Raw genomic sequence first — 26,297 nt, 5'->3', positions numbered from 1 at the left:
CGGGACGTGTCGCCAGCACTCCTACAGGCTGCGCTTGGCGGGGCGCAAGGTCGCGCCGCCCGGGCGTCCCCAGGGGGCCTCCCCCGCGAGCCGCGCCGCGGCGCGCAGCGCCAGCCGGTCGACGTCGCGGCTCGCGATGAGCCGCCCGGCGATCACGTCCGCGACGGGGAACCAGGCGGCCTCCTCGGCATCGTCGCCGGCGCGGATCGTGCCTGTCGCGTCGCGGCAGAGGATGGCGGTCAGCACGTAGCTCGGCCCGGGCGTCACCACGCGCAGCGTCCCGATCCGGCACCCCGCGCGGGCGTGCAGCGCCGTCTCCTCGCGCAACTCGCGAATCGCGGCCTCCTCGGCGGTCTCGCCCGGCTCCAGCTTGCCGCCCGGAAACCCCCAGCGGCCGGCATCGGGACGGTTGCGGCGGCGCACCAGCGGGACACGGCCCTCCAGGACCACGACCGCCAGCGCCGCCGCGATGTCGGGCACGGGCGGCTCAGACGTTCTCGATCCGCAGCGCCACCGGCTCGCCCGCGACGACGCCCGTCGCGCGCATGGCGGCGATGGCGCTGTCGAGCGCCGCGCGCGTGGTGCGGTGCGTCACGATCAGGACCGGCGCCGCGTCGTCGGTATGGGCGTATTGGCGCATCCGGTTGATTGATATGCCGGCCTCGCCCAGCGCCGTCGCCACCTTGGCGAGCGCGCCCGGCTTGTCCATCAGCGCCATGCGCAGGTAGTAGGGCGCGGGTGTCGCGGAGCGCGCGGGCGTCGCGGGGCGCAGGGACGCCGCCGCCTGTCCGAAGGTCGACATGCGGAACCCGCGGGCAAGGTCCATGACGTCGCCCATGACCGCGCTCGCGGTCGGCCCCTCGCCCGCGCCGGCGCCGCGCATGACGATCTGGCCGACCTGGTCGCCCTCGATCACCACCATGTTGGTGCCGCCGTCGAGCTGCCCCAGCGGCGAGGTCGCAGGCACGAGGCAGGGCGCCATGCGCTGCTCGAGCCCGCGGCCCGTCATGCGGCTGACGCCCAGCAGCTTGATCTTGTAGCCCATGTCGGCGGCCTGCCGGATGTCGTCGATCGACACCTTGCCGATCCCCTCGAGCTCGACCGCGTCGAAGGCGACCTGCGTGCCGTAGGCGATGGCCGCCAGGAGCGACAGCTTGTGTCCCGCGTCGATGCCGCCCACGTCGAGCTCGGGATCGGCCTCGAGGTAGCCCAGGCCGTCAGCCTCGTCGAAGGCCTCCCGGTAGGTCAGGCCGCCGGTCTCCATCCGCGTCAGGATGTAGTTGCAGGTGCCGTTCATCACGCCCATGACGCGGGTGATCTCGTTGCCGGCGAGGCCCTCGGTCAGCGCCTTGATGACCGGGATGCCGCCCGCGACCGCCGCCTCGAAGCGCAGCACCGCACCCCGGGCCTCGGCGCGCTCGGCGAGCGCCTGGCCATGATGGGCGAGCATCGCCTTGTTCGCCGTCACCACGTCCTTGCCGGCGTCGAGCGCCGCCTCGGTCGCGGCCTTGGCCGGGCCGTCCGATCCGCCCATGAGTTCGACGAACACGTCCACGTCGTCGCGGGTGGCGAGCGCCACCGGGTCGTCCTCCCACGCGTAGTCGGTCAGCGGCACGCCGCGGTCGCGCTCGCGGTGGCGCGCGCAGACCGCGACGACGGTGATCTCGCGCCCCGTGCGTTCGGTCAGCAGCGCCGCCTTCTGGCGCACGATCTTGACGACGCCCGCCCCGACCGTTCCGAGACCCGCGATTCCGAGGCGCAGTGGGGTCGTCATGGGAGGAGCTCCTTTCCGAGGGGTGCATGGGTCGCGCCGTTGCCTAGCCGGTCCGCCGCCCCGCTGCAACGGCGAAGGCCCGGGCTCAGCCGCCGCCGCCCGCCGGAACGCCGGCGTCCATCCGCGTGCGCGTCGGCGCGTCGACCACCGGGCCCGAAAGCCGTCCCGCCCGCGCCTCGAGCGCGCGGGCCCGCGCCTCGAGATCGTCGCGCATCGCGGGCGTCGCCTGCGGCGCGTCCGCGGCCAGCAGATCCTCGAGCGGCAGGAGGTCCGGGTAGTCCGCCGACGCGATGTCGGGGCTCGCCGTGGCGTCGACCTCGGGGAACTGCGTGCAGCCCGCGAGCGCGGCTGCGGCGATCAGGCTCTGGATTGCGGCGCGCATGGCGGCCCTCCGCGAGGGATGTTGCCGAAGGGTGTGCCCGAGCGCGCCCCGCGACACAAGCTTTGCGCTTGCGCCCCCCGCCCCGGCGCTGGAAACAGGTCACATGGCGCGCACGCAGGGATCGCATTCCGACATCACCGGGCCAAAGGTCCGCGAGGCGGCGCTGCGGCTGTTCGCGGAACACGGCTACGCGGCGGTGTCGATGCGCCAGATCGCGGCCGAGGTGGGGGTGCAGGCCGGCGCGCTCTACAATTACACGCCGGACAAGCAGCACCTGCTCTTCTCGCTCCTGCACGAACACATGGAGGGGCTCCTGGCCGCGCAGGCGGCGCAGCCCGTGCCCGAGGACCCGGTCGCGCGGCTCGAGGCGTTCTGCCGCTTCCACATCCGGCAGAACCGGGCGCGACCGCAGGCGGTCTTCATCTCCTACATGGAGCTGCGCAGCCTCACGCCCGAGCATTTCGCCGAGATCGGCCGGCTGCGCGACCGCTACGAGGCCGGGCTCGAGGCGGTGCTGAAGGCGGGCCAGGCCACGGGCGCCTTCTCGGTCGAGGACACGCGCATCGCGACCTTCGCGGTCATCGGGCTTCTGAACGCGGTCAACGTCTGGTTCCGCGAGGACGGGCGGCTGACCCTCGAGGAGGTCGAGCGCCTGCACTGGGACATGGTCCGCCGCGCGGTATCCGCCTGAGGGCGCCTCAGCGGGTCTGCTGGATCGTGCGCAGGTACTCGACGATGGCCACCATCCGGCGCGGCGTGGGCGTCGCGATCCCGTCACCCGAATCGTAGGGCACGAGGTCGCCGGCCAAAAGCTCGCCGAATTCGGGCATGCCGGGGCCGTCGAGGTCTGACCGGGCGTAGCCGTCGACCATGTTGAGCACGCGGGCCGTCGGGAAGGTGTCGCCGTGGCGCAGCGCCAGCAGCGTCAGGTCCTTCGGCGGCTTCGACATGGCGCGGGCGAGCGGCCCGTCACCGCGCCCGCCGGCCCCGTGGCACGCCGCGCAGTACTCGGCGTAGAGGCCGGCACCGTCCGAGGCCGCGGGCATCGCCGCGGGGTCCCCGCCGGCCGCGCCGCGTCCCGTCTCGTCGCAGGCGGCAAGTGCCGCAAGGCACCCGGCCACCATCACGGCTGTCCGCAAGGGTCTCATTCTGCGCTGCTCCCTCTGTCCGGCCGTTCCGGCCCGTTCTCCCTCCTTGTGTCGCGCGGCGGGGGCGTTCTGGCAAGGGGCGGCTGCGGGTCAGTCGACCCTGAGGTCCGAAATCCGCGCGTCGATGCGGCTGTCGGTGTCGTCGCTGTCGGCCGAGACGGCGATGCCCACCAGCGCCTCCGGAGCGCCGCCGAAGGCGCGCGCGTAGTCTCCCGCGAGGTCCACCTCTGCCGCCGCGCTGCCTGTGCCCGCGGGCTGCAGCACCACCGTGCGCCCGCGGGCGTTCAGGTAGGGGCTCTCCAGCATCTCGCCCGGCGCATGGTCGCCGCCCCAGACGTAGACGAGGATGCGCGCCGCCTCCTCGTTCAGAAGCGCCGTGGCGTTGGCGCCGCGCAGTTCGCGCGCCCGGTCCTCGGGCAGGAACATGAAGTAGAGCGAGAGATCCCGGTCGTCGCCGCCCTTGCGCGTGAGATCCGTCGGCGGCACGCCCGCATCGACGGCCCAGGACCACGCAGCGCGGCGCGCGCCCCAGAGCGACGGGTCGAGCTCGCGGTAGGCGAGCGACACTGCGTCCTGCGAGGTGACGCGCAGCGTGTCGCCGCCGAAGCCGTAATCGTTCTGCGGGCCGAACAGCGTCAGCCGCTGCGTCTTCCACGCGCCGTCGAAGGGCACGGGATCGGTCGCGGCGCCACCGGCGGACAGGAGCAGGCAGGACAGGATCGCGCAGGCGTTGGCTGGCGCACGGGACATCGGGAAACCTCCGTTCGGATCGTGACCGTCCGAGGGTAGCGCGGTGTGCGCCCCGCGCCGGCCACCTTGTCGTGAGGCGGCGTGCGCTCAGCCCTCCCGCAGGTTTCCCTGGTCGAGGTGGAGCTGCCGGTCCATGCGTGCGGCCAGCTCGAGGTTGTGGGTCGCGATCAGGGCCGAGAGCCCGGTCTCGCGCACCAGCGTCATGAGCGCGTCGAACACCCGCCCCGAGGTCTCGGGGTCGAGGTTGCCGGTCGGCTCGTCGGCGAGAAGGAGCCGCGGCGCGTTCGCCATGGCGCGGCAGAACGCCACGCGCTGCTGCTCGCCACCCGACAGCGCCGCGGGACGGTGCGTGGCGCGGGGCGCGAGCCCGACGCTGTCGAGGAGCGCGCGCGCCCGGTCCTCGGCCTCGGCGCGGGTGGCGCCGTTCGCGAGCTGCGGCAGAACGATGTTCTCGACCGCGGTGAATTCCGGGAGAAGGTGGTGGAACTGGTAGACGAAGCCCACCGCCTCGCGCCGCACCGCGGTGCGGCGGCGGTCGGGGCGGCCGGTCATGTCCTCGCCCGCGATCTCGACGATGCCCGCATCGGGCGTGTCGAGAAGCCCCGCAATGTGCAGGAGCGTCGACTTGCCCGCCCCCGAAGGTGCGACGAGCGCCGTCACCTCGCCCGGAGCCAGCGTCAGGTCGACCCCGCGCAGGACATGAATTTCGCCCGGCAAGCCCTTGTTGTAGCTCTTGGATACCCCAGAGAGCCGAAGGACGGCGGAACCCGCGTCATTCATAGCGCAGCGCCTCCACGGGGTTCATGCGCGCGGCACGGCGCGCAGGGAATATGGTCACGATGAACGACAGCCCGAGCGACAGCGCCACCGCGGACAGGACGTCCGCCGCCTGCAGCTTGGCGGGCAGCGCGTAGATGCCGCGCACCGCCGGGTCCCAGACCCCGCCGCCCGAGAGGTAGTTCACGAGGCTGAAGATCGGGTCGATGTAGATCGCGAACAGGCAGCCGAGGATCACCCCCGCCACGGTGCCGATGAGCCCGGTGAACGCCCCGCAGATGAAGAAGACGCGCAGCACCGAGCCCTCGGTGAGGCCCATCGTGCGCAGGATGCCGATGTCGCGCCCCTTGTTCTTGACCAGCATGATGAGCCCCGACACGATGTTCATGGCGGCGATCAGCACGAGGACCGAGAGGATCACGAACATCACGTTGTCCTCGATCTCGAGCGCGCGCAGGAAACTGCCGCTCGCGTCCATCCACGTCCAGGCATACGTGTTCTCGCCCGACGCCTGCAGGATGCGCGGCACGATCGTGTCGACGGCCTCGGGATCGTCGACCATGACCTCGAGCTCGTCCGCCGCCGCGTCGCGGTTGAAGTAGAGCTGCGCCTCACCGAAGGGCATGTAGACCCGCGTCCGGTCGATGTCGTAGCGCCCGGCGGTGAAGATGTAGACGATGTCGTAGGCCTTGACCCTCGGCGAGGTGCCGAAGGCCGTCTTGACCCCGTCGGGCGAAATGAGCCGCAACTGGTCGCCGAGTTCCAGCTGCAGCTCGCGCGCGATGCCCGACCCGATGGCGATGCCGTCCGCGGTGCCGAAATCCTCGAGTGCGCCCTGCGCGGTCTCGGGATCCGCGATGCGCGGGATGCCGGCCAGATCCTCTGGCGCGATCCCGTGCACCTCGACGCCCGCATTGCGCTGGTTCGCGGTGGCCATGACCTGGCCCTTGACCAGGGGCGCCACGCGCTCGACGCCCTCGACCGCGCGCACCCTCTCGGCCATCTCGGCATATTCGGGGATCGAACGGTCGACGATTCCGGTGCCCGCGTCGCGCACCCCGGCGGTGTACACCGTGACATGGGCGTTTGCGCCAAGGATCGTGTCGACGAATTCCGCCCGGAAGCCCGAGCGCACCGCGAGCGTCGCGATCAGCGCGAAGACCGCGAGCGTGATGCCCACGAGGCTGATCCAGGTCATCACGCTGACCCCTCCCTCGGCGCGCTTCGCGCGCAGGTAGCGCCACGCGATCATCCACTCGAAGGGCGCGAAGGGCGCGGTGCGCCGGGTCGTCGGTCGGGTCATGGCCTGCCTCTGGACAAGGGGGCCGGACGTGGCCGCCGGCCCGGGCGCATAAGTGACCCGGCCCGGCCCGGGATGCAAGCAGGGCCCGCGACGTCCTGCCGGTGTTGAACGCCGGTCCGCCGCGCTTACGTGAAGGCGCACGAAAGGATACCCGCCATGGCTCATTTCCTCGTGATCGGCGCAAGCAAGGGCATCGGCCTGCAGACCGTGAAGCGCGGGCTGGCGCTCGGCCACCGCATCCGGGGCTTCGCGCGCTCGGCCGCGTCGATGGACATCGCCGACCCAAGTTTCGCGCCCTTCCCCGGGGACGCCACCAACCCCGAGGACCTGAAGCGCGCGCTCGACGGGATCGATGCGGTGATCCTGACGCTCGGGATCAAGGAAAGCGTCGCCATGCTCTGGAAGGAGGTCACGCTCTTTTCGGATGCGACCCGTGCGCTGATCCCGGCGATGGAGGCGGCGGGCGTCGACCGGCTGGTCTGCCTCACGGGGATCGGCACCGGCGAGAGCGTCAGCGCCTTCAGCCGGATCGAGCGGCTCGGCCATTCCGTCGTGCTGGGCAAGCCCTATCAGGACAAGACCCGGCAGGAGGAGATGATCCGCGCCTCGTCGCTGCGCTGGACCTTCGCGCGGCCGGTGATCCTGACGAACGGGGGCTTCACCGGACGCTACCGCGTGCTGACGAACCCGGACGAGTGGCGGCTCGGCCTCATCAGCCGGGCGGACGTGGCTGATTTCCTGATCCGCGCGGCCGAGGACGACAGTCTCGTCGGCGCGGCGCCGGTCCTGACCCGCTGAGGCGGACACGGCCTTGGCGCTCTTTCCCCTCCTCACCGAGCAGCGCATCCAGGAGGCGCAGGAGGATGGCGTCTTCGACAACCTGCCCGGTTCGGGCAAGCCGCTGAACCTCCCCGAGGCGGGACAGGAGGACGCGGTGACGGCCTTCGGCTACCGGGTCATGGCCGAGGCGGGAGCGGTGCCCGAGGAGGTGCGTCTCGCGCGCGCCCTGCAGGAGGCCCGCGCGGCCTGGCAGCGCGCCGAGGACTCCGAGGAAAAGGCCCGGCTCATGACGCGGATCGCGGAACTCGGCATGCGCCACGCGATGGCGGTGGAACAGCGCCGGCGCCGGCGCGGCTGACGCATCCCGGCGCCGCGGCGCGGCGGTCGCGCCCCTTGCGGCGACGGCCGGCTTGCGCATAGTCACGGGGCATGACCGGACCGCGCTATACCGACATCGTCGCCGCCCTGCCCGCAGACGTGCCCTTCGTGGGCCCCGAGGGCATGGAGCGCGACCAGGGCTTTCCCTTCGCGGCGCGGATCGGCGCCAACGAGAACAATTTCGGCCCCTCGCCCCGCGCCGCCGAGGCGATGGCGCGCGCGGCCTCCGATGTCTGGAAATACGCCGACGCGACGAACCTCGAGCTCCGCGTCGCGCTCGCCGCACGGATGGGGTGCGGCCCGGACCAGGTGATCGTGGGCAGCGGGATCGACGGGCTTCTCGGCAATCTCGTGCGCATGGTGGTGGCGCCCGGCGACGCGGTGGTGACCACCGATGGCGCCTACCCGACCTTCAACTACCACGTGAACGGGTTCGGCGGGGTGCTGCACAAGGTGCCGTTCCGGGCGGACGACCGCGAGGATCCGGACGTGCTCCTGGCCCGCGCGGCCGAGACGGGGGCAAAGCTCGTCTACCTCTCGAACCCCGACAACCCGATGGGCAGCCACCACCCGGCCGCCGCGGTGCGGGACATGGTCGACCGGATGCCCGAGGGCACGCTGATGATCCTCGACGAGGCCTATGTCGAGTTCGCGCCCGAGGGCACCGCGCCCGAGATCGACCCCGAGGATCCGCGGGTGATCCGCTTCCGCACCTTCTCCAAGGCCTACGGCATGGCAGGTGCGCGGGTGGGATACGGCGTGGGCGCCCGGGACCTGATCCGGACCTTCGACAAGGTGCGCGACCATTTCGGCATGAACCGTCCCGCGCAGGCCGGCGCGGTTGCCGCACTCGGTGACGATGCCTGGCTCGACCGCGTGCGCGCCGAGGTGGCGGCCGCGCGTGCGCGCATCGGCACCATCGCCCGCGCGAACGGTCTTGCGCCGCTGCCCTCCGCCACGAATTTCGTCACTGTCGATTGCGGGCGCGACGGCACCTTCGCGCGCGCGGTACTGAAGGCGCTGCTCGCCCGCGGCATCTTCGTGCGGATGCCGTTCAGCGCGCCGCAGGACCGCTGCATCCGCCTGAGCTGCGGCACGTCGCCCGAGCTCGATGCGCTCGAGGCGGCGCTGCCCGAGGCGCTGGCGGAAGCGCGCGGCGCGGAGACCGTCTGAGCCCCCTTTGCACGCGCCGATTCGGCATTATTCTTCCGCGCGGACCTGCCGTCAGCGGAACCCCAGCGATGCAGACAGACCCGCGCCGTCCCGCGCCCGACTACACCAACGCCACGCTCGCGATGGCGCTTGTGAACCTCGTGTGGATCTTCGGCCTGATCTGGGCGCTTTTCGGCCTTCCCGTCGTGGTGCTCGTGGCGCTCGCGCTCAACCGCGGCATCGACGCGCTCGCGGCGCGGCGCGCCTGAGCCTCAGCCGCCCGCGATCACCTCGGCCGCGGCCATGACGCCGCCGCGCCCGTGCGGGATCTGCAGCGCCGCGAGCCCCGCCTCGACGGTGCCGAGAAGCCCCATCACCATGTGGGCGTTCACGTGTCCCATGTGACCGAAGCGGAAATAGCCGCGTCCCTGCGGATCGCCCTCCTCGGACATGCCAAGCCCGATGCCGAGCGTCACGCCGGCCTCGCGTTCGGTCCATTCGCGCAGGCGCGCGCCGTGCGGCGTGCCGAGCCGCATGGCCGTCACGGCGTGGCTGCGGTGGCGCGGATCGGCGACGTTGAGCGTGAGTGGCCCGCCCTCGCCCCAGACCTCGGCCGCGGCCCAGATCGCGCGGGCGAGCGTCGCGTGTCGCGCCCAGACCGCCTCGATGCCTTCGGCGTGGATGATGTCGAGCGCGGTGCGCAGCCCGAACAGGTGGTGGGTGGGCGCGGTGCCGCCGAAATACTGGTAGAACGCCTCGGGGTCGGCGCGCGGCGCCCAGTCCCAGTAGCGCGAGACCCGCGGCAGGCGGCGGCGCACCTCGGCCGCGCGGTCGTTGAAGAAGACGAAGCCGAGCCCCGGCGGCACCATCAGCCCCTTCTGCGAGCCCGTGACCGTGACGTCGGCGCCCCACAGGTCCATCTCGTAGACGTCGCAGCCGAGCGACGCGATGCAGTCGACCATGAGGAGCGCGGGATGCCCGGCCTCGTCGAGCACGCGGCGCATCTCGGCGATGTCGCTGCGGAGCGACGTCGAGGTGTCGGTGTGGACCGCCAGCACCGCGGCGATCTCCTGTCCGGCATCGCGCGCCACGGCCTCGGCAAGCCGTGCGGGCTCGAAGGGGGTCTTGCGGCCGAAATCGACGATCTCGGTCGCGATCCCCATGGCCTCCGCCATCTCGGCCCAGCCATGGCCGAAGCGGCCCGTCGCGCAGACGAGCACCCGCCCGCCCGGCGCCACGGTGTTGGCCAGCGCCGCCTCCCACGCGCCGTGGCCGTTCGCGATGTAGATCGCCACGTGGCCCTCGGTCCGCGCCACCCGCTTGAGGTCCGGCACCAGCCCCGCGGCCATGTCGACGAGGTCGCCCTCGTAGATGTTGGGCGAGGCCCGGTGCATCGCGGCCAGCACCGCGTCGGGGATCACCGACGGGCCGGGAATGGCGAGGTACGGACGGCCGTGGGCAAGCGACATGCGGGAACTCCGGGATGGCCGCGCCCCTTGAACCGGCGGGCGCGGCGCCCAACCTATCCGGCTCCGATGCGGCGTCAACGCGATCCGGCGCGCGGCGGCATGTGGCCGGCCGGGGCCTGAAAACGGTTTCCACCGGGCGCCAACCGCTCTAGACCACCCCAAGCCGGGACATGTCCCGGCGCAGCACATGACGACCACGAGAGACCCGGACCCCGACCCCATGCTCGCGACCCTCTGGACCCGGATCGAGAAAGCCGAGCGGCGCTTCCGCCGCTCCTTCGGTCGTGACATCGCGACGCCGATCGGCCGCGCGCTGGCCTGGGTGCACTACCACGTGTTCGACCACGCATTCCTGCGGACGTTCTGGACCAACTTCTACGAGGTCGCGCCCGAGGTCTACCGCTCGAACCAGCCGACGCGGTTCCGCTTCGCGCGGATGGCGGCGAAACGCGGCATCCGCACGGTCATCAACCTGCGCGGCGAGGACAAGTATTCCTACTACCTCTTCGAGAAGGAGGCCTGCGAGGCGTACGGGCTCGAACTCGTGGATGCCAAGCTCATGGCGCGCAAGGCCGCCAGTCGCGACCGCATCACCGACGTGATCGACGCGCTGCGCGCCGCCGAACGGCCGCTTGTCTTCCACTGCAAGTCGGGCGCGGACCGCACCGGGTTCGTGGGCGCACTCTACCTGCTGATCTTCGAGAACGCGCCCATCTCGGTCGCGCGACGCCAGCTCGGGCTCAAGTACCTCCATTCGCGCCACACCGCGACCGGCGTCCAGGACTACATCATCGACGTGTTCGAGGCGCGCCAGGCCTTGGGTGAGATCGGCTTCGAGCAGTGGATCCGCACCGAATACGCGGCCAAGCGCCTGCAGGCGGCCTTCGACGCCCGCACGCCCGTCGCCGAGGCCGCGCGGTCCCTGGCCGAGGGCGCCGACCCGGTGCGCGTCCCCGTCCCTGCCGCACAGTCGGCCCAGAGCCCGGAATGACGCACGACGTCGACCGAATCGACCGTCCCGACAGCACCGCGGGCGAGCGCACCGCGCTCATCCTCTGGGTCTGGCGGAACTACCTCCGGCGGCACTGGCCGCTCATCCTCGTGGCCGTCCTGTTCATGTCGCTTGAGGGCGCCATGTTCGGCGCGCTCTCCTACATGATGAAGCCGATGTTCGACCGGGTCTTCGTCGGCGGTTCGGCCGAGCTCCTGCCGATCGTCGGGCTGGCCTTCTTCGGAATCTTCGCGATCCGGGCGGTCGCGAGCGTGGTGCAGAAGGTGGTCTTGTCCAAGGTCAGCCAGGAAAGCGTGTCCCATATCCGGCAGGACCTCGTGGCGCACCTGATGTCGCTCGACGGTGGGTTCCACCAGCTGAACCCGCCGGGCTACCTGATGCAGCGCATCGAGGGCGACGTCGAAAGCGTGAACAAGGTCTGGCGCGCGCTGATCACGGGCGCCGGGCGCGACGTGATCGCGCTCGTCTCGCTCTTCGGCGTGGCCTTCGCAATCGACTGGCGCTGGACGCTGATCGCGCTCATCGGCGCCCCCCTCCTGGTCGCGCCGGCGCTCATCGTGCAACGCTACGTGCGCGGCAACGCACGCCATGCCCGCGACCTCGCGGCGCGGCTCTCGGTGCGGCTGAACGAGATCTTTCACGGCATCGTGCCGGTCAAGCTCAACACGCTCGAGGCCTACCAGGCCAAGCGTTACCGCCGCCTGACGCGCGAGCGCATCCGGACCGAGATACGCTCCTCTGCCGGACAGGCGTCGATCCCCGGCCTCATCGACCTCATGTCCGGTCTCGGCTTCGCCGGCGTGCTGCTCTACGGCGGCGGCGAGATCCTGTCGGGCGGCAAGACGGTCGGCGACTTCATGGCCTTCTTCACCGCGATCGGGCTCGCCTTCGAGCCGCTGCGCCGTCTCGGCGCGACCTCGGGCGTCCTGCAGGTCGCGGCGGCGGGCCTCGAGCGGATCAAGGAACTGATGGACACGACCCCCGCGATCGGCGACCCGGAGAACCCGCGCCCCGCGCCCGAGGGCGTGCCCCAGGTGGTGCTCGACGACGTGTACGTGACCTACGGCGACACCGCGGTGCTGAACGGCACGAGCTTCACCGCCGAAGCCGGCCAGGTGACCGCCCTGGTCGGACCGTCGGGCGCCGGAAAGTCCACGGTGTTCAACCTCCTGACGCGCCTCGTCGAAGTCGAAAGCGGCCGGGTCGAGATCGGCGGCACCGGGGTCGCGGAGATGCGGCTGGCCGATCTGCGACGCCTCTTCTCGGTGGTGAGCCAGGATGCGCTCCTCTTCGACGAATCCCTGCGCGAGAACATCGTGCTGGGGCAGGACGTGCCCGAGGACCGGCTGCAGGCGGCGCTCGACGCGGCGCACGTGACCGATTTCCTGCCGCGCCTGCCCGACGGCCTCGACAGTCCCGTGGGGCCGCGCGGGTCGAACCTGTCGGGCGGCCAGCGGCAGCGCGTGGCGATCGCGCGCGCGGTCCTGCGCGACACACCGATCCTGCTGCTCGACGAGGCGACCTCGGCCCTCGACGCGGCGAGCGAGGCGGTTGTGCAGGCCGCGCTCAACGAGCTGTCCGAGGGGCGCACCACGCTCGTGATCGCGCACCGGCTCTCGACGGTGCGCAACGCGCACAAGATCGTCGTGATGGACGGGGGCCGCGTGGTCGACCAGGGCACCCACGACGAATTGCTGGCTCGGGGCGGCGCCTATGCGGACCTTCACCGCCTGCAATTCGCCGACGACTGAAACGCGGGCCGGCGCCCCCTGTCGTCCGGCGGACGAGATGTTATAGTCGGGGCCCGGCAGCGACGGCCGAGGACAGGGATGACCGGAGACAGCATGAGCACCGACGGTACTGCCAGCGACGCGCGCACCGTGATCCGCGTCTCGGGCGAGGACACGAGCCACTTCCTGCAGGGACTGGTCACGAACGATGTCGAGCGCGTGGCCCAAGGCCTCGTCTACGCCGCGCTCCTGACGCCCCAGGGCAAGTACCGGGCGGATTTCTTCATGGCGCCCGACGGGCACGACATCCTTCTCGACGTTGCGACACCGCTCGCCGAGGGGCTGATGAAGGCGCTGTCCCTGTACAAGCTGCGCGCCCGCGTCACGCTCGAGCCGACGGACATCCGCGTGGCCCGCGGGCTCGGACCCGCACCCGAGGGCGCGTTCGCCGATCCGCGCGACCCGGCGATGGGCTGGCGGGCCTATGACGGCCGCCCCTCCGAGCAGGGCGTCGACTGGGACGCGCTGAGGGTCGCGCAGCTCGTGCCCGAAAGCGGCATCGAGCTGACCCCGGACACCTTCATCCTCGAGGCGGGCTTCGAGCGTCTGAACGGCGTCGATTTCCGCAAGGGATGCTACGTGGGACAGGAGGTCACCGCCCGCATGAAGCACAAGACCGAACTCAAGAAGGGCCTCGCGCGGGTCGCCGTCACCGGCTCGGTGCCAGTCGGCACCCCGATCGAGGCGGACGGCAAGGCCGCGGGCACGCTCTACACGCAGGCGGGCGGCGCCGGCATCGCCTACCTGCGCTTTGACCGCGCCGCCGGCGACATGGTCGCTGGCGACGCGCGGCTGAGGCTTTCGGCATGACCGACGGCGACGCCCTGCCCCGCCCGCTGCTCGACACATTCGGCTCCGAGATCGCCGAGACCCGCGCGCTGTCGGGGGGCGATCTGTCGGAGGTCAGGTTCGTCCGCCTCGAGGACGGGCGCGAGATGGTGGTCAAGACCGGGCCGCTCGTGCACGTCGAGGCGCGCATGCTGTCGGCCATGGCGCTCCTGCACGCGCCGGTGCCGCAGGTCGTGCATGTCGAGCATCGCCTCCTCTGCCTCGAACACCTGCCGGAGGTCGCGCCCACGTCCGGCACGTGGCGGGACTTCGGCACCGCGCTGGCGCAGATGCACGGCTGGGACGGCGGCACCTATGGCTGGAACGAGGACTACGCCTTCGGGTCCGTGCCGATCCCGAACGCGGCCACCGACGACTGGCCGTCCTTCTGGGCCGAGCGGCGGCTCCTCTCCGACCCCGCCGCGCTGCCGGCGGACCTCCGCCCGCGCGTCGAGCGGCTCGCAGCGCGCGCCGCAGACCTCTTGCCCGGCGCCCCCAAGGCCTCGCTCCTGCACGGTGACCTCTGGGGCGGCAACATCCACTTCACCGACGGCCGCGCGGTGATGATCGACCCGGCAAGCTATTATGGCCATTCCGAGGTCGACCTCGCCATGCTGACGCTCTTCGGCAATCCCGACACCGCGTTCTGGCGCGGCTACGGCAAGCCCGAGCCCGGCTGGGAGGAACGCCGCCCGGTCTACCAGCTGTGGCCGGCCATGGTGCACCTGCGCCTCTTCGGCGGCGGCTACCACGCGATGATCGCGGGGCTGCTCGACGAGATCGGAATCTGACGCGGGGACGGGTTAGCCTTACCCTGCGTAACGCTGTCGTTGATCCGCGGACCTTTGTTCAGTAGCCTGCAACTCTCGGGCGAAAGTTTTTATTTCAAAGTTCTCGAAGCGGATCTGCATTATGACGGCCGGCGCGGCGCGACGTCTTTCCCTTTTCGTGAGCTATTCCCACAGGGACACCGCGCCCATCCGCGCGCTCGACACCTCGCGGCTCGCCGAACTGATGGAAAAGCTCGCCTACAAGCTCGGCGCGGACAACGATTACGGTCGCTTCCGCTTCCTCCTCGACAAGCAGGGCATGCTGCGGGTGGGCGACGTCATCGACGACCGCATCGGAGAGCACCTACGCGAGGCGGATATCGGGCTGATCTTCCTGTCGCGCGCCTATTGCGAATCCGAGAGCTGCGAGAAGGAGCTGCGCGAGCTCCTGGCGCTCGGCAAGCGGCTCTGCATCGTCGAGCTGGACCCGTTCTGGGACCGCGAGAAGACCTCGCGTTTCGAGGACCTGCGCGAGCGGGTGAAGAAGATCCTAACCTGCCGCTTCTGGGCCGAGGACAGCGGCACCGTCCGGCTGTTCGGCACGCCCGTTCCGAGCGCCGCCAAGGGAGACTCCAAGGCCGACTTCACGGACGCGCTGGAGCGACTCGCGGCGCAGATCATCGACGCGGCGGACGAGCTGCCCGCACCCGAGGCCGCCGCCCCGCCGGTCGTGGCCGGGGAGCGCGCGCCCGAGACCGAGGTCGACGTGATCCTCGCCGCCCCCACCCGCGACGCGGTGCTGCGCACCGACAGGCTCGAGAACGGCTATGTCGCGCACGGCTTCGTCGTCCGCCGGCTCGACCGGCTGCCGGGCGAGATGACGCCCGGGACGCTCGACGCGGCGCTGACCCGCGGCGCGGTCTTCGTGCAGGTCCTCGGCACCGTGGCGGGAAAGCGGCTGCCGGCCTTCGGCGACCGGCCGAGCGCCATCGCCCAGCATGACGCCGCGGTCGCCGCGGGCCTCGATACCCTGGTCTGGACGCCGCTCGAGCTCGACCCCGAGGAGGTCGACGCGGATTACGCCGCCTTCCTGTCGGGCATCGCCGCGCAGAGCGCCAGCGCCGAGGATTTCGAGCAGTACAGCATCCCCATGATCGAGACGCGGCGCGCGCCGCCGCCCCTGGCCTCCGTCGACGCCGACACGGGCTATTTCGCGCCGGTCGTGTCGATCGACGCAGACCCGGGCGACGCGGTGCTCCGCGACCGCATCGTGACGGCGCTGGCCGAACACGTGAACGTCACCTGCATCGACGACGACGTGGACCATGCCATGCTGACCGACACCATGCGCAACAAGAACGCGATCGTGCTGGTCTACGGCGACAAGCCCGCTGGCCAGAAACGCGCCAAGGCGCATTTCGAGATCTTCCAGCAATCGCGCGCGGCGATCTGGAACAGCGCCCGGCAGCGGTTCGAGATCGCGGTGGGCGACGCGTCGCCGGTGACCGCGCAGCCCTGCCCCAAGGGGCCGAACGTGCACATCATCCGCATCGGGGACGACATCGACCGCGCGTCGATGGAGGCGTTCCTCGCCAAGCTGCGGGGCGAGGCCGCGCGGGTCGCATGACCGTCGGGGATCCGTCGCGCGACGCGCCCTATCCCGGCCTGCGCTCGTTCCGGCGCTCGGAATTCGCGATCTTCTTCGGACGCACGGGCCACGTCGCCGACATGCTGGCCAAGCTCGCGCGCCACGGCTTTCTCTGCGTGACCGGCCCATCGGGCTGCGGCAAGTCCTCGCTGGCGCGCACGGGGCTCTTCAACTCGCTCGAGGCCGGGTTCCTGCCGGGACGCGGGTCGGACTGGATCTTCTGCGACATGCATCCCGAGACCGATCCGCTCGACCGGCTCTGCGATGCGCTCGCGACCGCCATCGTGCTGGGCGAAAGCGGCGCTGGCGCGCCCGATCCCGATCACGAGCAGACCGAGGATATCGGCCACCTCGCCACGCTCTTCCAGAACCACATCGCCGAGCGGTCGAGCGATCTGACCGGGGCGCTCGACAAGGTGCGGCTGATCGGCGGGCGGCCGATCATGATCCTCATCGACCAGTTCGAGGAGATCTTCCGCTACGCGCAGGACGACCCCGAGGCCGCGTCGCGTTTCGTCGACGTGCTGCTGCGCACCTCGGCGGCGCGGGGCGACGTCTACGTGGTCATCACCATCCGCACCGACGAGCTGGCCAAGTGCGCCCGCTACGCGGGGCTCGCCCGGGCGATCAACGAGAGCCAGTTCCTGACGCCCACGCTCGACCGCTTCCAGATGCAGGAGGCCATCGAGGGGCCTGCGGTGCTGCACGACGCGACGATCGACCCCAGGCTTTCGGCATGGATGCTGAACGGGCTCGAGGAGCAGCTCGACAAGCTGCCGCTGATGCAGCACGCGCTGCGCATCCTCTACCGCAAGGCACGCGACCGGCAGCCCACGGGACACGTCACCATCGCGCTCGAGGACTTCTTCGAGGCCTTCGACATCCCTCAGGGGACGTCCATTGCCGGCGCCGGCAGCCACGATGCTCTGCGCATGTCGCTGTCGCACCGGCTCGACACGCTCTACCGGCGCATGCCCTCGGCGGACCGGCGCATCGCGCGCGGGCTCTTCTGCGCGCTGACAACGACCGAGAGCCGCGACCGCGACATCCGCCGCCCCGTCCGGCTGGGCGAGGCGCAGGCGGTGCTCGACTGCGGTTTCGAGGACCTCGTCCGGGTGATCGAGGTGTTCCGCGAAGGGTCCGAAGGCTACCTGCGCATCGTCGGCGAACATGATGGCATCGACGCGGGCGACACGGTGGACGTGAGCCACGAATGCGTGCTGCGGCTCTGGCGCAGCCTGCAGGAGAAATGGCTGCCCGAGGAGGAGCGCGCTGCCGAGGACATCCGCTTTCTCGCAAAGCGGGCGCTCGAGCGCGAGGAGAACCTGCGCGGCGGCCCGCTGGAAAAACTTCTCGGCAGCGGGCTCCTGAGCGGGCCGACCCTCGACCGTTATTCGCGGTGGTGGAAGACGCGGCGCCCGAACGCGGCCTGGGCCGCGCGCTACCTCGACCGCGGCGCCGCGGGCGCGGCGGCGACCGGCGGCACCTTTGCCCGGATCGAACGCTTCGTCGCGGATTCGCGCCGCTTCCTGACCTACAAGCGCGTCGGCCTCGCGACTGTCGCGCTGGTCATGGTGGGGCTCGTCGCACTGACGGTGACCCTGCAGACGAACAAGCGCATCGCCAGCGCCGAGGCCGAGCGCGACCGCGCCAAGGCGCAGGCGCGGCAGGAGATCGCCGAGCGGCTGGCGTCGCTCAACCCCTCCCCGCGCGCGGCCGCCCCGGTGGCCGTGGCGCGGGACGCGACCGAGGTCCTGGCGCAGGTCCTCGCCGAGGCCGTGCCGCGGGAACCGCTCGCCCGCGCGACCACCGTGCGCGCGCTGAACTTCACCCACGAGCTGCGCCGCCTCGACCTCGGCCCCGGCGCGGCGCGGCAGGTCTACGCCGCGGACTTCCTGCCCGGCGGCACCGAGGTCGCGGTGCTGGCGCGCGACCTCACGCTCACGATCTGGGACACGCGCGCGCAGGCGGGCGCGCCCCGCACCGTGCAGTTGGCCGAGGTCCAGACCGACAGCGCGGCGCGGAACGCCCGCGCGATGGCGGTCGGACCGGACGGCACCGTCGCCGTGGGCACCGAGCGCGGCGCGCTCCTCCTCGCCGAGGGGCTGTCCGGCGGGGCCGCGCCGCGTCTCGGCGAACTCTATCCCGGCCGCGCGCGTTTCGGTGCGCGGGACACGATCGGCAAGATCGCGTTCTCGCGCGACGGCGCGACGCTGGCCGCCTCCTCGCTCACCGGGCACGTGCATCTCTGGCAGCGCGGGCCGGACGGTGCGTGGGGCGCGCACCGCATCCTGACGACCCGCGCGCTCCTGTCGAACGACCCCGCCGACCGCGCGCGGCCCAGCGACGGGCAGGAGGTGCTGTCGGACAACGGGCTCGCGGCATGGTCCGTGGCGCTCGACGCGGACGGCGCGCGCGGGGCGGTGGGCCTCGGTGACGGTCGGGTCTGCGTCTTCGCCACGCGCACCGACGCCGCCGCCTGCCGCAGCGGCGCGCACGACGCGCCGGTCAAGGCCCTGGCCTTTTCGCCTGACGCCACCACGCTGGTCTCTGGCGGCAACGACGACACGCTGCGCATCTGGTCCCTCGCGCCGTGGCGGCCGGGGCTCGAGATGCCGCAGCCGGACTTGTCGCCCGCCGTGCTCTGGCACGAATCCGATCTCTGGGACGTGGCCTACGACGACACCGGCAAGCTTGTGGCGACCGCCACGTGGGACGGTACGGTGCAGGTCTATCGCACCGACCGCTGGCGCCCGCTCCGGACTCTGCGGGGGCACGAGCAGACCCTGCGCACCGTGGCCTTCGCGCCGGGCGGCAGCGAGATCCTGACGGGCTCGCTCGACCACACCGCGCGGCTCTGGTCGCCGTTCACATCGCGGCTGTCCGATTACGGGCTCGCCGCGCAGACCTGGCTCGGACGCGAGACGCCGGGGATCCTGTCCTCGGTCGCGCTTGGCCGGGACGCGGGCTGGGTCGCGGCGACCGACCGGCGGACCATCTGGCTGAAATCGCGCGGCGGGCCGCTCGCCGTGCTGGCGCCCGCGCCAGGGGTCAGCAAGGGAGCCCCGCCCGACGAGGGTGGCCGTCTCGTCCTGACCGGCGCGCCGGCGGAGGCCACCGCGCAGGCCGGGCCGCCGAGCGCGCTTGCCGCCCCCGAAGGCCGCGACATCCTGCTCGCGGCGATGCGCGGCCCCGAGGTCCACGCCTGGGAGCGCGGCGAGGACGGCGCCTGGCACGGGCGCGTCATCACGCTCGACGGGGCTGCGGGGAACCTCAGCCGCCGCCTGATCGCGGTGGCCGCGGACGGCGCGCGCTACGCGGTCGAGGTGCTGGCCCCCGACGTGCGCGGCTTTCTCGTCTGCGCGGTAGACGCGGCGCTCTGCGGAACGGCGCCCGGCGCCCATATCGCCTATATCGGCTTCGCCGCCGACGCGCCGGCCCCCGATGCCTGCCGCGCGCGGGCGAGCCCTACGGCGCTCGCCCTTTCCGACGACGGCAGGCTCTTGGCGGCAGGCGGCGACGACTGCACCGTCCGGCTGCACGACGTGGCGGCGCCCGACGACGCGCCGCGCCTCATGGACCGCCACGTGGGCAACATCACCGCGCTCGACATCTCGGCGGATGGCAGCATGGTCGCCGCGGCCTCCGCCGACTGGACCGGCAGCCTCTGGACGCCGGCGACCGGCGCGGTCGTGCGCCTGACAGGCTCCGCCGTGCAGCAAGGGCACCGGTCGGCGGTCGACGCGATCCATTTCGCGCCCTCGGGCCGACACGCGGTCACCGTATCGGCCGACGAGCGCATGATCGTCTGGGATGCCGCGACAGGCGAGCCCTTCCTCGAATACGCGGGGTTCGAGCAGAGCCTGAACGCGCTCGACGTGAAGCCGTCCGCCGCGGGCGTGCGGATCGCCACCGGCAACAATACCGGCGACATCATCGTGCAGCCGTTCTTCGACGACTCGCGCGCGCTGCTCGATCACGCGCGGGGGACGCTCGACGCGGTGCTGGGGGCTGCGCCCCCCTGACGCCCGCGATCAGGCGCGTTCGGAATATTCCATCGTCTCGGTGTTGACGATGATGCGCTCGTCCTGGCCGACGAAGGGCGGCACGAGGATGCGCACGCCGTTGTCCAGCACCGCGGGCTTGAACGAGTTCGCCGCGGTCTGGCCCTTCACCACCGGCTCGGTCTCGGTGATGGTGCAGGTCACCTTCTGCGGCAGCGTCGCGTTCAGCGCCTCGCTGTCGTGGAATTCCACGACGATGGTCATGCCGTCCTGCAGGAACGGGCGCCGTTCGCCGAGGATGTCCGCCGGAAGCTCGACCTGGTCGAAGGTCTCGGCGTCCATGAAGGTCAGCATCCCGTCGGTCTCGAAGAGGAACTGCATGTCGCGCTGCTCGAGCCGGACGCGCTCGACCTTGTCGGCCGACCGGAAGCGTTCGTTCAGCTTGGTGCCGGTGCGCAGGTTGCGCATCTCGACCTGGGCGAACGCGCCGCCCTTGCCGGGCTTGACGTGATCGACCTTCACCGCGGCCCAGAGGCCGCCGTCATGTTCAAGGACGTTTCCGGGACGGATCTCGTTACCGTTGATCTTGGGCATGTGGCTTCACTCTGGCGATAGGTTGACCGGAATTCGCCCGCTCCTATATCTTGGCTCTGACGACCCTGCAAGATCACCATATCTCGTGGTTACCGGAACCCGAGCCATGCACCTGGTGCAACGGAGACATGCAAGTTCGGGGTGTTCGAATCGAACCGAATACTTCATAACGCCCCTCACGCCCGGAATTACAAGACCAATAAAACAAGGACGAAAGATGCGAGATTTCGTGGATGGAACGGCGTTCAACGCCGAACAGGGCAATCGTGCCCGCAAACTGTTCGCTGCCGTTGTTCTCGCCGCTCTGGACGATGCCATTGCCGACGACAAGAAGTACGGCAACGGCCCCGAGCAGATCGCCCGCTGGGCCCGTTCGCGGGACGGCCGGGAAGTGCTGTCCTGCGCCGGGATCGACCCCAACGAGCGGGTCGTGTCCGGCCTGATGGAATTCGTGGCCAAGGGTGTCCGCACCTCCGTCGCGCTGTCGCGCGAGGAGAGCGAGCGCCGCAATGCCGCGCTGCTGGCCGAGGCCGCCGAGGCCGCCTGACGACAAGCGATCATGTCCGGCACTGCCGGAGGGAAAAGAGCGCGCCCCGAGGGGCGCGCTCTTTTCTTATGGGAGATCGCGCACTTGCGCGCCCTGCCTGCCGCGATGCACGAAGCACGAAGCGGCCCCGTCAGTCGAAGCTCTGGCCGTTCAGCGCGCGGTGGATTTCCCGCCGGACCAGTTTCCTGACATTGCGGGTGATGCGTTCGCCAAGCGCGCCCTGCAGCTCGCTCCGCACGATCTCGGCGACCATCTCGCGCAGCATGTCCTCGTCGAACATGGGGGCGTCGTCGTTCGCGGCCCGTGCCTGCGGCTGTGGCTTCGGCTCCTCGCGCGGGGCGGCGGCTGCGGGGCGCGGCGGCTCCGCGGGGCGCAGGGGTTCGGCCACCGGCGAGAGCGGTTCGGGTTCCCAGTCGCCGTCGGTCTCGGCGATCATCGCCTCGAGCTCCGCGATCTTCTGCTCGAGCCGGCGGGCGCTTCGGGGCGCCTCGGCTTCGGGCACGTCGTCTGGCGCGGATTCGTCCCTGACGCGCAGCGCCGGCCGCAGAAGGCGCAGGGGTTCGGGATCGGCCTCCTCCTCATCCTCCGGCGCGGCGGTGTCGGGCAGGTCCACGAGCGTCGGGCGGGGCAGATCGCGGGCTGGCGGCGTCGGCGCCTCGGCGCCCGCGACTCCGGGCGCTCCGCGTGTCGTGGCGGCCTCGTCGGCCTCGAGCCGCTTCAGCAGGAACTCGAACTCCTCGCGCACCATGCCGCCGAGCCCGGACACGATGGCCTCGCGCGACCCGTCGGCATCGGACCCCTCATTCGTGTCGCGGCGCGTCGCCGGCGCGTCCTCGGTCGCGTCCGGCTCGTCCTCGGGCACGCGCTGCTGCGGTGTCAGGATCAGCGCCTCTGGCGCTTCGGGCCGCGCGTCTGCGCGTGGCTCCGCGCGCGGACGGTCGAGCCCGAGACCGCCGTCTTCCGCCACAAGACGGCGGATCGACGACAGCACATCCTCGATGTCCACGTTTTTCACGTGATTTGTCATTGCCGCACCACTCTCACCTCTGGCGTCGAGTGTAGACCGCGGCGGAATTCCGCACAACAGATGGTGAGGATTCTACTGTTTTCCCAAGGCCCGCAGGACACGATCGAGATCCTCGCCCTGCGAGGACAGGGTCGGCGCGTCCTTCACGAGGTTGTAGTAGACCGAAGGGTCATAGCGCTGCACCGGCAGATCCAGCTGTTCGACCGTCAGCAGCCCCATGGACGCGATGACGGTGTAGGCGGCGATGTACTCGTCGACCTGCGCCGAGATCAGCAGGGTCCGGGCGTCGAGCAGGTCCTGCTCCGCGTCGAGCACGTCGAGCGTGGTGCGCGCGCCGAGCGTCGCCTCCTCGCGCACGCCATCGAAGGCGACCTGCGCGGCGCTGACCTGGTTGTTGCCGGACGAGATCGACGAGCGCGCGACCTGCAGCTGCACATAGGCGTTGGCGACGTTCTGGCGCACCTGGCGCGTCGTCGTCAGCAGGACCGCGCGTTCCTGGTCGCGGCGTGCCATCGACTGGCGCACGAGCGAGGACAGGGCGCCGCCCTGGTAGATCGGGCCCGAGGCCTCGATGCCGACCGAGCCCGAGCGGCTGAACACGTCGGAATCGTCGAGGTTCCGGGTGTAGCCCAGCGTGCCGCCGAGGCTCACGGTGGGTTTCATCGCCGCCTCGGCGATCTTGATGGACAGTTCTGCCACCGTCACGGCGTGCTGCTGGGCGATGATGTCGGGGTGCAGGCGCAGCGCGGTCTGCGTCGCCTGGTCGACCGTGGCGGGCACCGACGGGACGGTTCGCGGCACCACGAGGTCGCCTGGCCGGCGGCCGACCGCGCCCAGGTATTCCTCGATCGCGATGACGAGGTTGCCCTGCGCGATGGCGAGCTGGCTTCGCGTTTCGGCAAGCCGCGCCTCGGCGAGCGCCACGTCGGTGCGGGTCACCTCGCCGACCTCGAAGCGGTCGCGCGCGGCCTGCAGCTCCTGCTCGATCAGGCGCAGGTTGTTCTGGCGCAGATCGACGGTCTGCTGGGCGCGGCGCACCTCCCAGAAGGCCTGGACCGCGCGCAGCAGGACCTGCTGCTCGACCGAGACCAGCCCGTGCCGGGCCGCCAGGACGGATTCCTTGGCCACGTCGATCCCGAGCCGGGTGCGGCCGAAATCGAACAGCAGCCACTGGGCGGACAGCCCGATGGAGCCGGAATTCGTGACGCTGCCCTGCACCGTGTTCAGGGTCTGGGAGCTGCGCGAGGTCTGGAACTGGCGGGTGATGTCCGCGGTCCAGTTCAGCACCGGCCGCAGTTCGGCGATCGCCTGGGCCACGTCCTCGTCCGCAGCGCGCAGAACGGCGCGGTTCTGCTCCAGAAGACCGCTCGTGCGGTAGGCCCCCACCATCGCGTCGGCCAGCGTGTCCGCCATTGCCGGCGCGCCCAGCGCCAATGCCGCGGCGCCTGCCGCGAGCCAAGTCCTGATCCGCCGTGCTGCCATCTCGCTCACTGCCCCGTGTTGCGCCGCCCTGCCCGTCCCCGGTCCGGACCCGGACCGGCTCCGCGACCGGTCAGAGCGCGAATGATGTCTCTTTTTCGAATCCCGGGATCACTGGCGCCCCGGCGTTGAAGACGAACCGCCACGACACGTGCCCGTCGAGCTTGTACCCGATGCGCACGACGCCCAGGCGTCCTTCCTGAAAGAGGACCGCGATGCGCCCCTCGTCCTTGAGCTGGTCGATCAGCGCCGGCGGCACCGTCTCGACCGCGCCCTCGATGATGATGGCGTCGTAGGGACCGTGCTCGGCCGCGCCCTCGGCAAGAGGCCCCCGGTGCAGGATGGCGTTGTCGGCATGGTGCTCCACGAGCAGCGACTCGGCCTCCTTGGCCAGGTCCTCGTCCTCCTCGAGCGCCACGACGGCCTCGGCCAGTTCCGCAATGACCGCCGAGGAATATCCCATGCCCGCGCCCACGTCGAGGACGAGCATGTCCTGCGTGATCGCCAGGGCGTCGAGCATCTTGGCGAAGGTACGCGGCTCGAGCAGCACGCGACCCTCGGCAAGCGGCACGTTCTCGCTGATATAGGCAGCCTCGCTGCGATCCGCGGGCAGGAACGCCTCGCGCGGGATCTTCAACAGGGCGGCGATGATCGGAAACTTGGTGACGTCCGCGGGGCGAACCTGCGTGTCCACCATCATCCGGCGGCGCGTTGCTTGATCAGCCATGTGCCGTTGCTCTTCCGTTCCGGGCTCCCTCGATGGCTTGTGCCACAGTCGGGGGGGATCGACAATCCGCGGAAGGTCACATTTGCAAGGGGTCCGCCGGTGTCATGCAAAGTTGCCGCACATGACGGACCCCGCTGGTCAGGCGCGCGCCGAGCGCGGCGAGGGCGTGGGCGGCGGGACATCCGCCGCGCGGCTCGCCGGATCGTCCAGCAGCGCCATCACGATCACCATGATCGGGATCGACACGATGCCGCCGATCGGTCCCCAGAACCAGAGCCCGAAGACCAGCGCGATGAACACCGCGAGCGGGTTGATCGACACGTGCTTGCCCACGAGCGAAGGGGTCACGAACTGCGCCTCGATCATGTTGATGCAGAGATAGCCCGCCATGGGTGCGACCACCATCAGCCCCTCGAAGTTGATGATGCCGGCCAAGAGCAGTCCGGCGGCGACGCAGGCCGGGCCGACGTAGAGCACGTAGTTCATCAGCGCGGCGCCGACGCCCCAGACCACCGGCAGCGGCAGGCCGATGAGGCCCAGATAGCCCGCGAGCGCGGTGCCGAGCGCGAAGTTGATGATCGAGATGGTCGCGAAGTAGCGCGAGACGAGGTATTCCGCACGGCGGAACCGTGCCTGCAGCACCGCGCCCTCGCCCTTCTGGGCGAGCCGGCCGGCCAGCGCCGTGTAGACGCGGCTGCGGTTGACGAGGAAGAAGTAGAAGGTGCCCGCGAAGATCAGCATTTGCCCGATGATGATCGGCGCCACGAAGAGCGCGTCGGTCACGGTCGGAAGTTGCGCCCCGCCCTCGGCCTCCTCCTCGGAGGCCTCCTTGGCGGCGCCCAGCGCCTCCTTCATCTGCTCGTTCATGTCGTCGAGGCCACGGATCACGCCCTGGAACTCGTAGACGAGCGACCGCAGCTCGAGCCGGATGCTGGGCATCTGGTCGACGATGCGCCAGACCAGCGGTTCGAGTGCGAGGATCAGAGCCGCGAAGCCCAATAGCGTCGCAAGCAGGATCACCAGCGCCCCGTACGATTCCGGGATGCGGATCCGCTTGAAAAGGTCGAGCAGTGGCGCCGCGATCACCCCGATCACGATCGCAAGGGTGATGGGCGCCGCGACGTCGCGTGCGATCCAGAGCACCGCGCCGCACAGGACGGTCGCGATGATGATAAGCGGGGTGCGTAACCCCGCAGACGATGTCGCCATCGTGGAATGCCCCCGTTTCTAGAGACCCGGCCCCCGCCGGGTTGTGAAGCCCGGCAGTGCCGGATTTCAATCGCGGTCCCGGTCGGACCCGCGTCCGCGGCGCGTGCGCCGCCCGGCGTTCATCCCGAGGACGAAGCCCTCCACGATCTGCGCGATGGGCAGCGCCACGGCCGCCCCCGTCGTCACCGGCGCCACCACGACCCGTCGCCGGCCGATGATCCGGCCGATGCCGAGGAACAGGAAGCCCAGCGCGACGAAGCCCGCGCCGATCACCTGTGCCGCGAATTTCGGGTCGCGGAGTTCCGCGAGGACCATCCAGAGCGCGGCCGTCAGAAACACGGTGCCGAGCCCCAGGAACACGATCCCGGTCAGCGAAAACGCCGCGGCCTGCGCCTTGCGGCGCAGGATCGCCTCGTACTGCGCGAGAAGCGCCATGTCAGCGACGGCTTGTCAGCAGTCCCGCGAGGAAGCCGACCGCGACGGCGATGCCCATCGCCGTGCCGGGCTGGCGGCGGATCGATTCCAGCACCTGGTCCTGCGCGTCGGTGGCACGGCGCTGCGCATCGTGCAGCCGCTCGCTGCCTTCGCGGCGCAGGGCGTCCACGCGCTCCTTCGCGGCGGCGACGGTCTCGTCGCGGCGGCGCAGGCCCATCTCCGTGAGCAGGCTCGTGACCTCGGACAGGTCATTGCGGAGCGTGTCGATCTGGGCGGCCAGCGCCTCGGTATCCCGTTTCATGCGTGTCTCCGCA

At 71.0% G+C, this 26,297-nt stretch carries 27 protein-coding genes; 12 read left to right on the top strand and 15 right to left on the bottom strand.

The window, feature by feature from the left end; genetic code table 11:
• Positions 1–21: 21 nt before the first annotated feature.
• The 3 genes from RISW2_RS11260 to RISW2_RS11250 form a co-directional block, all read right to left on the bottom strand.
• The gene (locus RISW2_RS11260) at positions 22–480 is read right to left on the bottom strand and encodes an NUDIX hydrolase (protein WP_084615349.1); all 459 of its coding nucleotides are present in this window, start codon (positions 478–480) and stop codon (positions 22–24) included.
• A gap of 7 nt (positions 481–487) precedes the next feature.
• The gene (locus RISW2_RS11255) at positions 488–1,774 is read right to left on the bottom strand and encodes a homoserine dehydrogenase (RefSeq protein WP_043770795.1); all 1,287 of its coding nucleotides are present in this window, start codon (positions 1,772–1,774) and stop codon (positions 488–490) included.
• An 85-nt stretch (positions 1,775–1,859) separates the two neighbouring features.
• Positions 1,860–2,156, bottom strand: a complete 297-nt coding sequence (locus tag RISW2_RS11250; protein ID WP_043770792.1) for a hypothetical protein — start codon at positions 2,154–2,156, stop codon at positions 1,860–1,862.
• A gap of 103 nt (positions 2,157–2,259) precedes the next feature.
• Between RISW2_RS11250 and RISW2_RS11245 the strand changes: the two genes are divergently transcribed.
• Complete coding sequence (locus RISW2_RS11245) at positions 2,260–2,847, top strand: TetR/AcrR family transcriptional regulator (protein WP_043770789.1); 588 nt, start codon at positions 2,260–2,262, stop codon at positions 2,845–2,847.
• Between the two features lie 7 nt (positions 2,848–2,854).
• Here RISW2_RS11245 and RISW2_RS11240 read toward each other — a convergent pair whose 3' ends face one another.
• The 4 genes from RISW2_RS11240 to RISW2_RS11225 all read right to left on the bottom strand — a co-directional run bounded on the left by RISW2_RS11240 (position 2,855) and on the right by RISW2_RS11225 (position 6,134).
• Complete coding sequence (locus RISW2_RS11240; RefSeq protein ID WP_043770786.1) at positions 2,855–3,304, bottom strand: c-type cytochrome; 450 nt, start codon at positions 3,302–3,304, stop codon at positions 2,855–2,857.
• 90 nt (positions 3,305–3,394) lie between these two features.
• A complete protein-coding gene (locus RISW2_RS11235; RefSeq protein ID WP_043770783.1) occupies positions 3,395–4,054 on the bottom strand; it encodes a DUF3047 domain-containing protein in 660 nt (219 codons plus the stop codon).
• Between the two features lie 87 nt (positions 4,055–4,141).
• Entirely contained in the window at positions 4,142–4,834 is a 693-nt protein-coding gene (locus RISW2_RS11230; protein WP_043770780.1) for an ABC transporter ATP-binding protein, read from the bottom strand.
• Positions 4,827–6,134, bottom strand: a complete 1,308-nt coding sequence (locus tag RISW2_RS11225; RefSeq protein WP_043770776.1) for a lipoprotein-releasing ABC transporter permease subunit — start codon at positions 6,132–6,134, stop codon at positions 4,827–4,829. The genes RISW2_RS11230 and RISW2_RS11225 overlap by 8 nt, the downstream gene beginning before the upstream one ends.
• Before the next feature lie 156 nt (positions 6,135–6,290).
• On the opposite strand from RISW2_RS11225, the gene RISW2_RS11220 reads away from it, so the two are divergent.
• The 4 genes from RISW2_RS11220 (at position 6,291) to RISW2_RS11205 (ending at position 8,713) form a co-directional block, all read left to right on the top strand.
• On the top strand, positions 6,291–6,932 hold the full coding sequence (locus RISW2_RS11220; RefSeq protein WP_043770771.1) for an NAD(P)-dependent oxidoreductase: 642 nt from the start codon (positions 6,291–6,293) through the stop codon (positions 6,930–6,932).
• Positions 6,933–6,945: 13 nt separating this feature from the next.
• The gene (locus tag RISW2_RS11215; protein WP_043770766.1) at positions 6,946–7,272 is read left to right on the top strand and encodes a DnaJ family domain-containing protein; all 327 of its coding nucleotides are present in this window, start codon (positions 6,946–6,948) and stop codon (positions 7,270–7,272) included.
• 71 nt (positions 7,273–7,343) lie between these two features.
• Positions 7,344–8,465: a pyridoxal phosphate-dependent aminotransferase gene (locus RISW2_RS11210; RefSeq protein WP_043770763.1), complete on the top strand. Its 1,122-nt coding sequence runs from the start codon at positions 7,344–7,346 to the stop codon at positions 8,463–8,465.
• Positions 8,466–8,533: 68 nt separating this feature from the next.
• Entirely contained in the window at positions 8,534–8,713 is a 180-nt protein-coding gene (locus RISW2_RS11205) for a hypothetical protein (RefSeq protein WP_043770759.1), read from the top strand.
• A gap of 3 nt (positions 8,714–8,716) precedes the next feature.
• Here RISW2_RS11205 and RISW2_RS11200 read toward each other — a convergent pair whose 3' ends face one another.
• Positions 8,717–9,913 carry a pyridoxal-phosphate-dependent aminotransferase family protein gene (locus tag RISW2_RS11200; protein ID WP_043770755.1) on the bottom strand — a complete coding sequence of 399 codons (1,197 nt, stop codon included), beginning with the start codon at positions 9,911–9,913 and terminating at the stop codon, positions 8,717–8,719.
• A gap of 187 nt (positions 9,914–10,100) precedes the next feature.
• Between RISW2_RS11200 and RISW2_RS11195 the strand changes: the two genes are divergently transcribed.
• From RISW2_RS11195 to RISW2_RS11170, 6 genes are all read left to right on the top strand, one after another.
• On the top strand, positions 10,101–10,904 hold the full coding sequence (locus RISW2_RS11195) for a tyrosine-protein phosphatase (RefSeq protein WP_244437547.1): 804 nt from the start codon (positions 10,101–10,103) through the stop codon (positions 10,902–10,904).
• Complete coding sequence (locus tag RISW2_RS11190; protein ID WP_051491955.1) at positions 10,901–12,676, top strand: ABC transporter ATP-binding protein; 1,776 nt, start codon at positions 10,901–10,903, stop codon at positions 12,674–12,676. Before RISW2_RS11195 ends, RISW2_RS11190 begins: the two co-directional genes overlap by 4 nt.
• Before the next feature lie 93 nt (positions 12,677–12,769).
• Complete coding sequence (gene ygfZ, locus RISW2_RS11185; protein ID WP_043770926.1) at positions 12,770–13,525, top strand: CAF17-like 4Fe-4S cluster assembly/insertion protein YgfZ; 756 nt, start codon at positions 12,770–12,772, stop codon at positions 13,523–13,525.
• A complete protein-coding gene (locus RISW2_RS11180; protein WP_043770750.1) occupies positions 13,522–14,334 on the top strand; it encodes a fructosamine kinase family protein in 813 nt (270 codons plus the stop codon). The genes ygfZ and RISW2_RS11180 overlap by 4 nt, the downstream gene beginning before the upstream one ends.
• Positions 14,335–14,455: 121 nt before the next feature.
• Positions 14,456–15,940 carry a toll/interleukin-1 receptor domain-containing protein gene (locus tag RISW2_RS11175; RefSeq protein WP_043770746.1) on the top strand — a complete coding sequence of 495 codons (1,485 nt, stop codon included), beginning with the start codon at positions 14,456–14,458 and terminating at the stop codon, positions 15,938–15,940.
• A complete protein-coding gene (locus tag RISW2_RS11170) occupies positions 15,937–19,986 on the top strand; it encodes an AAA family ATPase (RefSeq protein WP_043770743.1) in 4,050 nt (1,349 codons plus the stop codon). The genes RISW2_RS11175 and RISW2_RS11170 overlap by 4 nt, the downstream gene beginning before the upstream one ends.
• A gap of 9 nt (positions 19,987–19,995) precedes the next feature.
• Here RISW2_RS11170 and efp read toward each other — a convergent pair whose 3' ends face one another.
• Positions 19,996–20,559 (bottom strand): elongation factor P, encoded by a 564-nt coding sequence (efp, locus tag RISW2_RS11165; RefSeq protein ID WP_043770740.1) that lies wholly within the window; start codon positions 20,557–20,559, stop codon positions 19,996–19,998.
• A 217-nt stretch (positions 20,560–20,776) separates the two neighbouring features.
• Here efp and RISW2_RS11160 point away from each other — a divergent pair, with 217 nt between their 5' ends.
• Positions 20,777–21,106, top strand: a complete 330-nt coding sequence (locus RISW2_RS11160) for a DUF6280 family protein (protein ID WP_043770735.1) — start codon at positions 20,777–20,779, stop codon at positions 21,104–21,106.
• Between the two features lie 130 nt (positions 21,107–21,236).
• On the opposite strand, the gene RISW2_RS23505 is transcribed toward RISW2_RS11160, so the two are convergent.
• From RISW2_RS23505 to RISW2_RS11130, 6 genes are all read right to left on the bottom strand, one after another.
• Positions 21,237–22,121 carry a hypothetical protein gene (locus tag RISW2_RS23505; protein ID WP_051491954.1) on the bottom strand — a complete coding sequence of 295 codons (885 nt, stop codon included), beginning with the start codon at positions 22,119–22,121 and terminating at the stop codon, positions 21,237–21,239.
• Between the two features lie 84 nt (positions 22,122–22,205).
• Positions 22,206–23,615 carry a TolC family outer membrane protein gene (locus RISW2_RS11150; protein WP_043770733.1) on the bottom strand — a complete coding sequence of 470 codons (1,410 nt, stop codon included), beginning with the start codon at positions 23,613–23,615 and terminating at the stop codon, positions 22,206–22,208.
• 70 nt (positions 23,616–23,685) lie between these two features.
• Entirely contained in the window at positions 23,686–24,339 is a 654-nt protein-coding gene (locus RISW2_RS11145) for a protein-L-isoaspartate O-methyltransferase family protein (protein ID WP_043770729.1), read from the bottom strand.
• Positions 24,340–24,477: 138 nt separating this feature from the next.
• The gene (locus RISW2_RS11140) at positions 24,478–25,548 is read right to left on the bottom strand and encodes an AI-2E family transporter (protein WP_084615347.1); all 1,071 of its coding nucleotides are present in this window, start codon (positions 25,546–25,548) and stop codon (positions 24,478–24,480) included.
• A 66-nt stretch (positions 25,549–25,614) separates the two neighbouring features.
• Positions 25,615–25,983, bottom strand: coding sequence for a hypothetical protein (locus RISW2_RS23500; RefSeq protein WP_051491953.1), 369 nt, complete (start codon positions 25,981–25,983; stop codon positions 25,615–25,617).
• 1 nt (position 25,984) lies between these two features.
• Entirely contained in the window at positions 25,985–26,284 is a 300-nt protein-coding gene (locus RISW2_RS11130) for an ElaB/YgaM/YqjD family protein (RefSeq protein ID WP_043770725.1), read from the bottom strand.
• Positions 26,285–26,297 lie beyond the last annotated feature (13 nt).

Origin of the sequence: Roseivivax isoporae LMG 25204, assembly GCF_000521865.1 — a bacterium.
In the GTDB taxonomy this organism is placed as follows: Bacteria; Pseudomonadota; Alphaproteobacteria; order Rhodobacterales; family Rhodobacteraceae; genus Roseivivax; species Roseivivax isoporae.
This window is presented reverse-complemented; position numbering and strand designations above follow the sequence as displayed.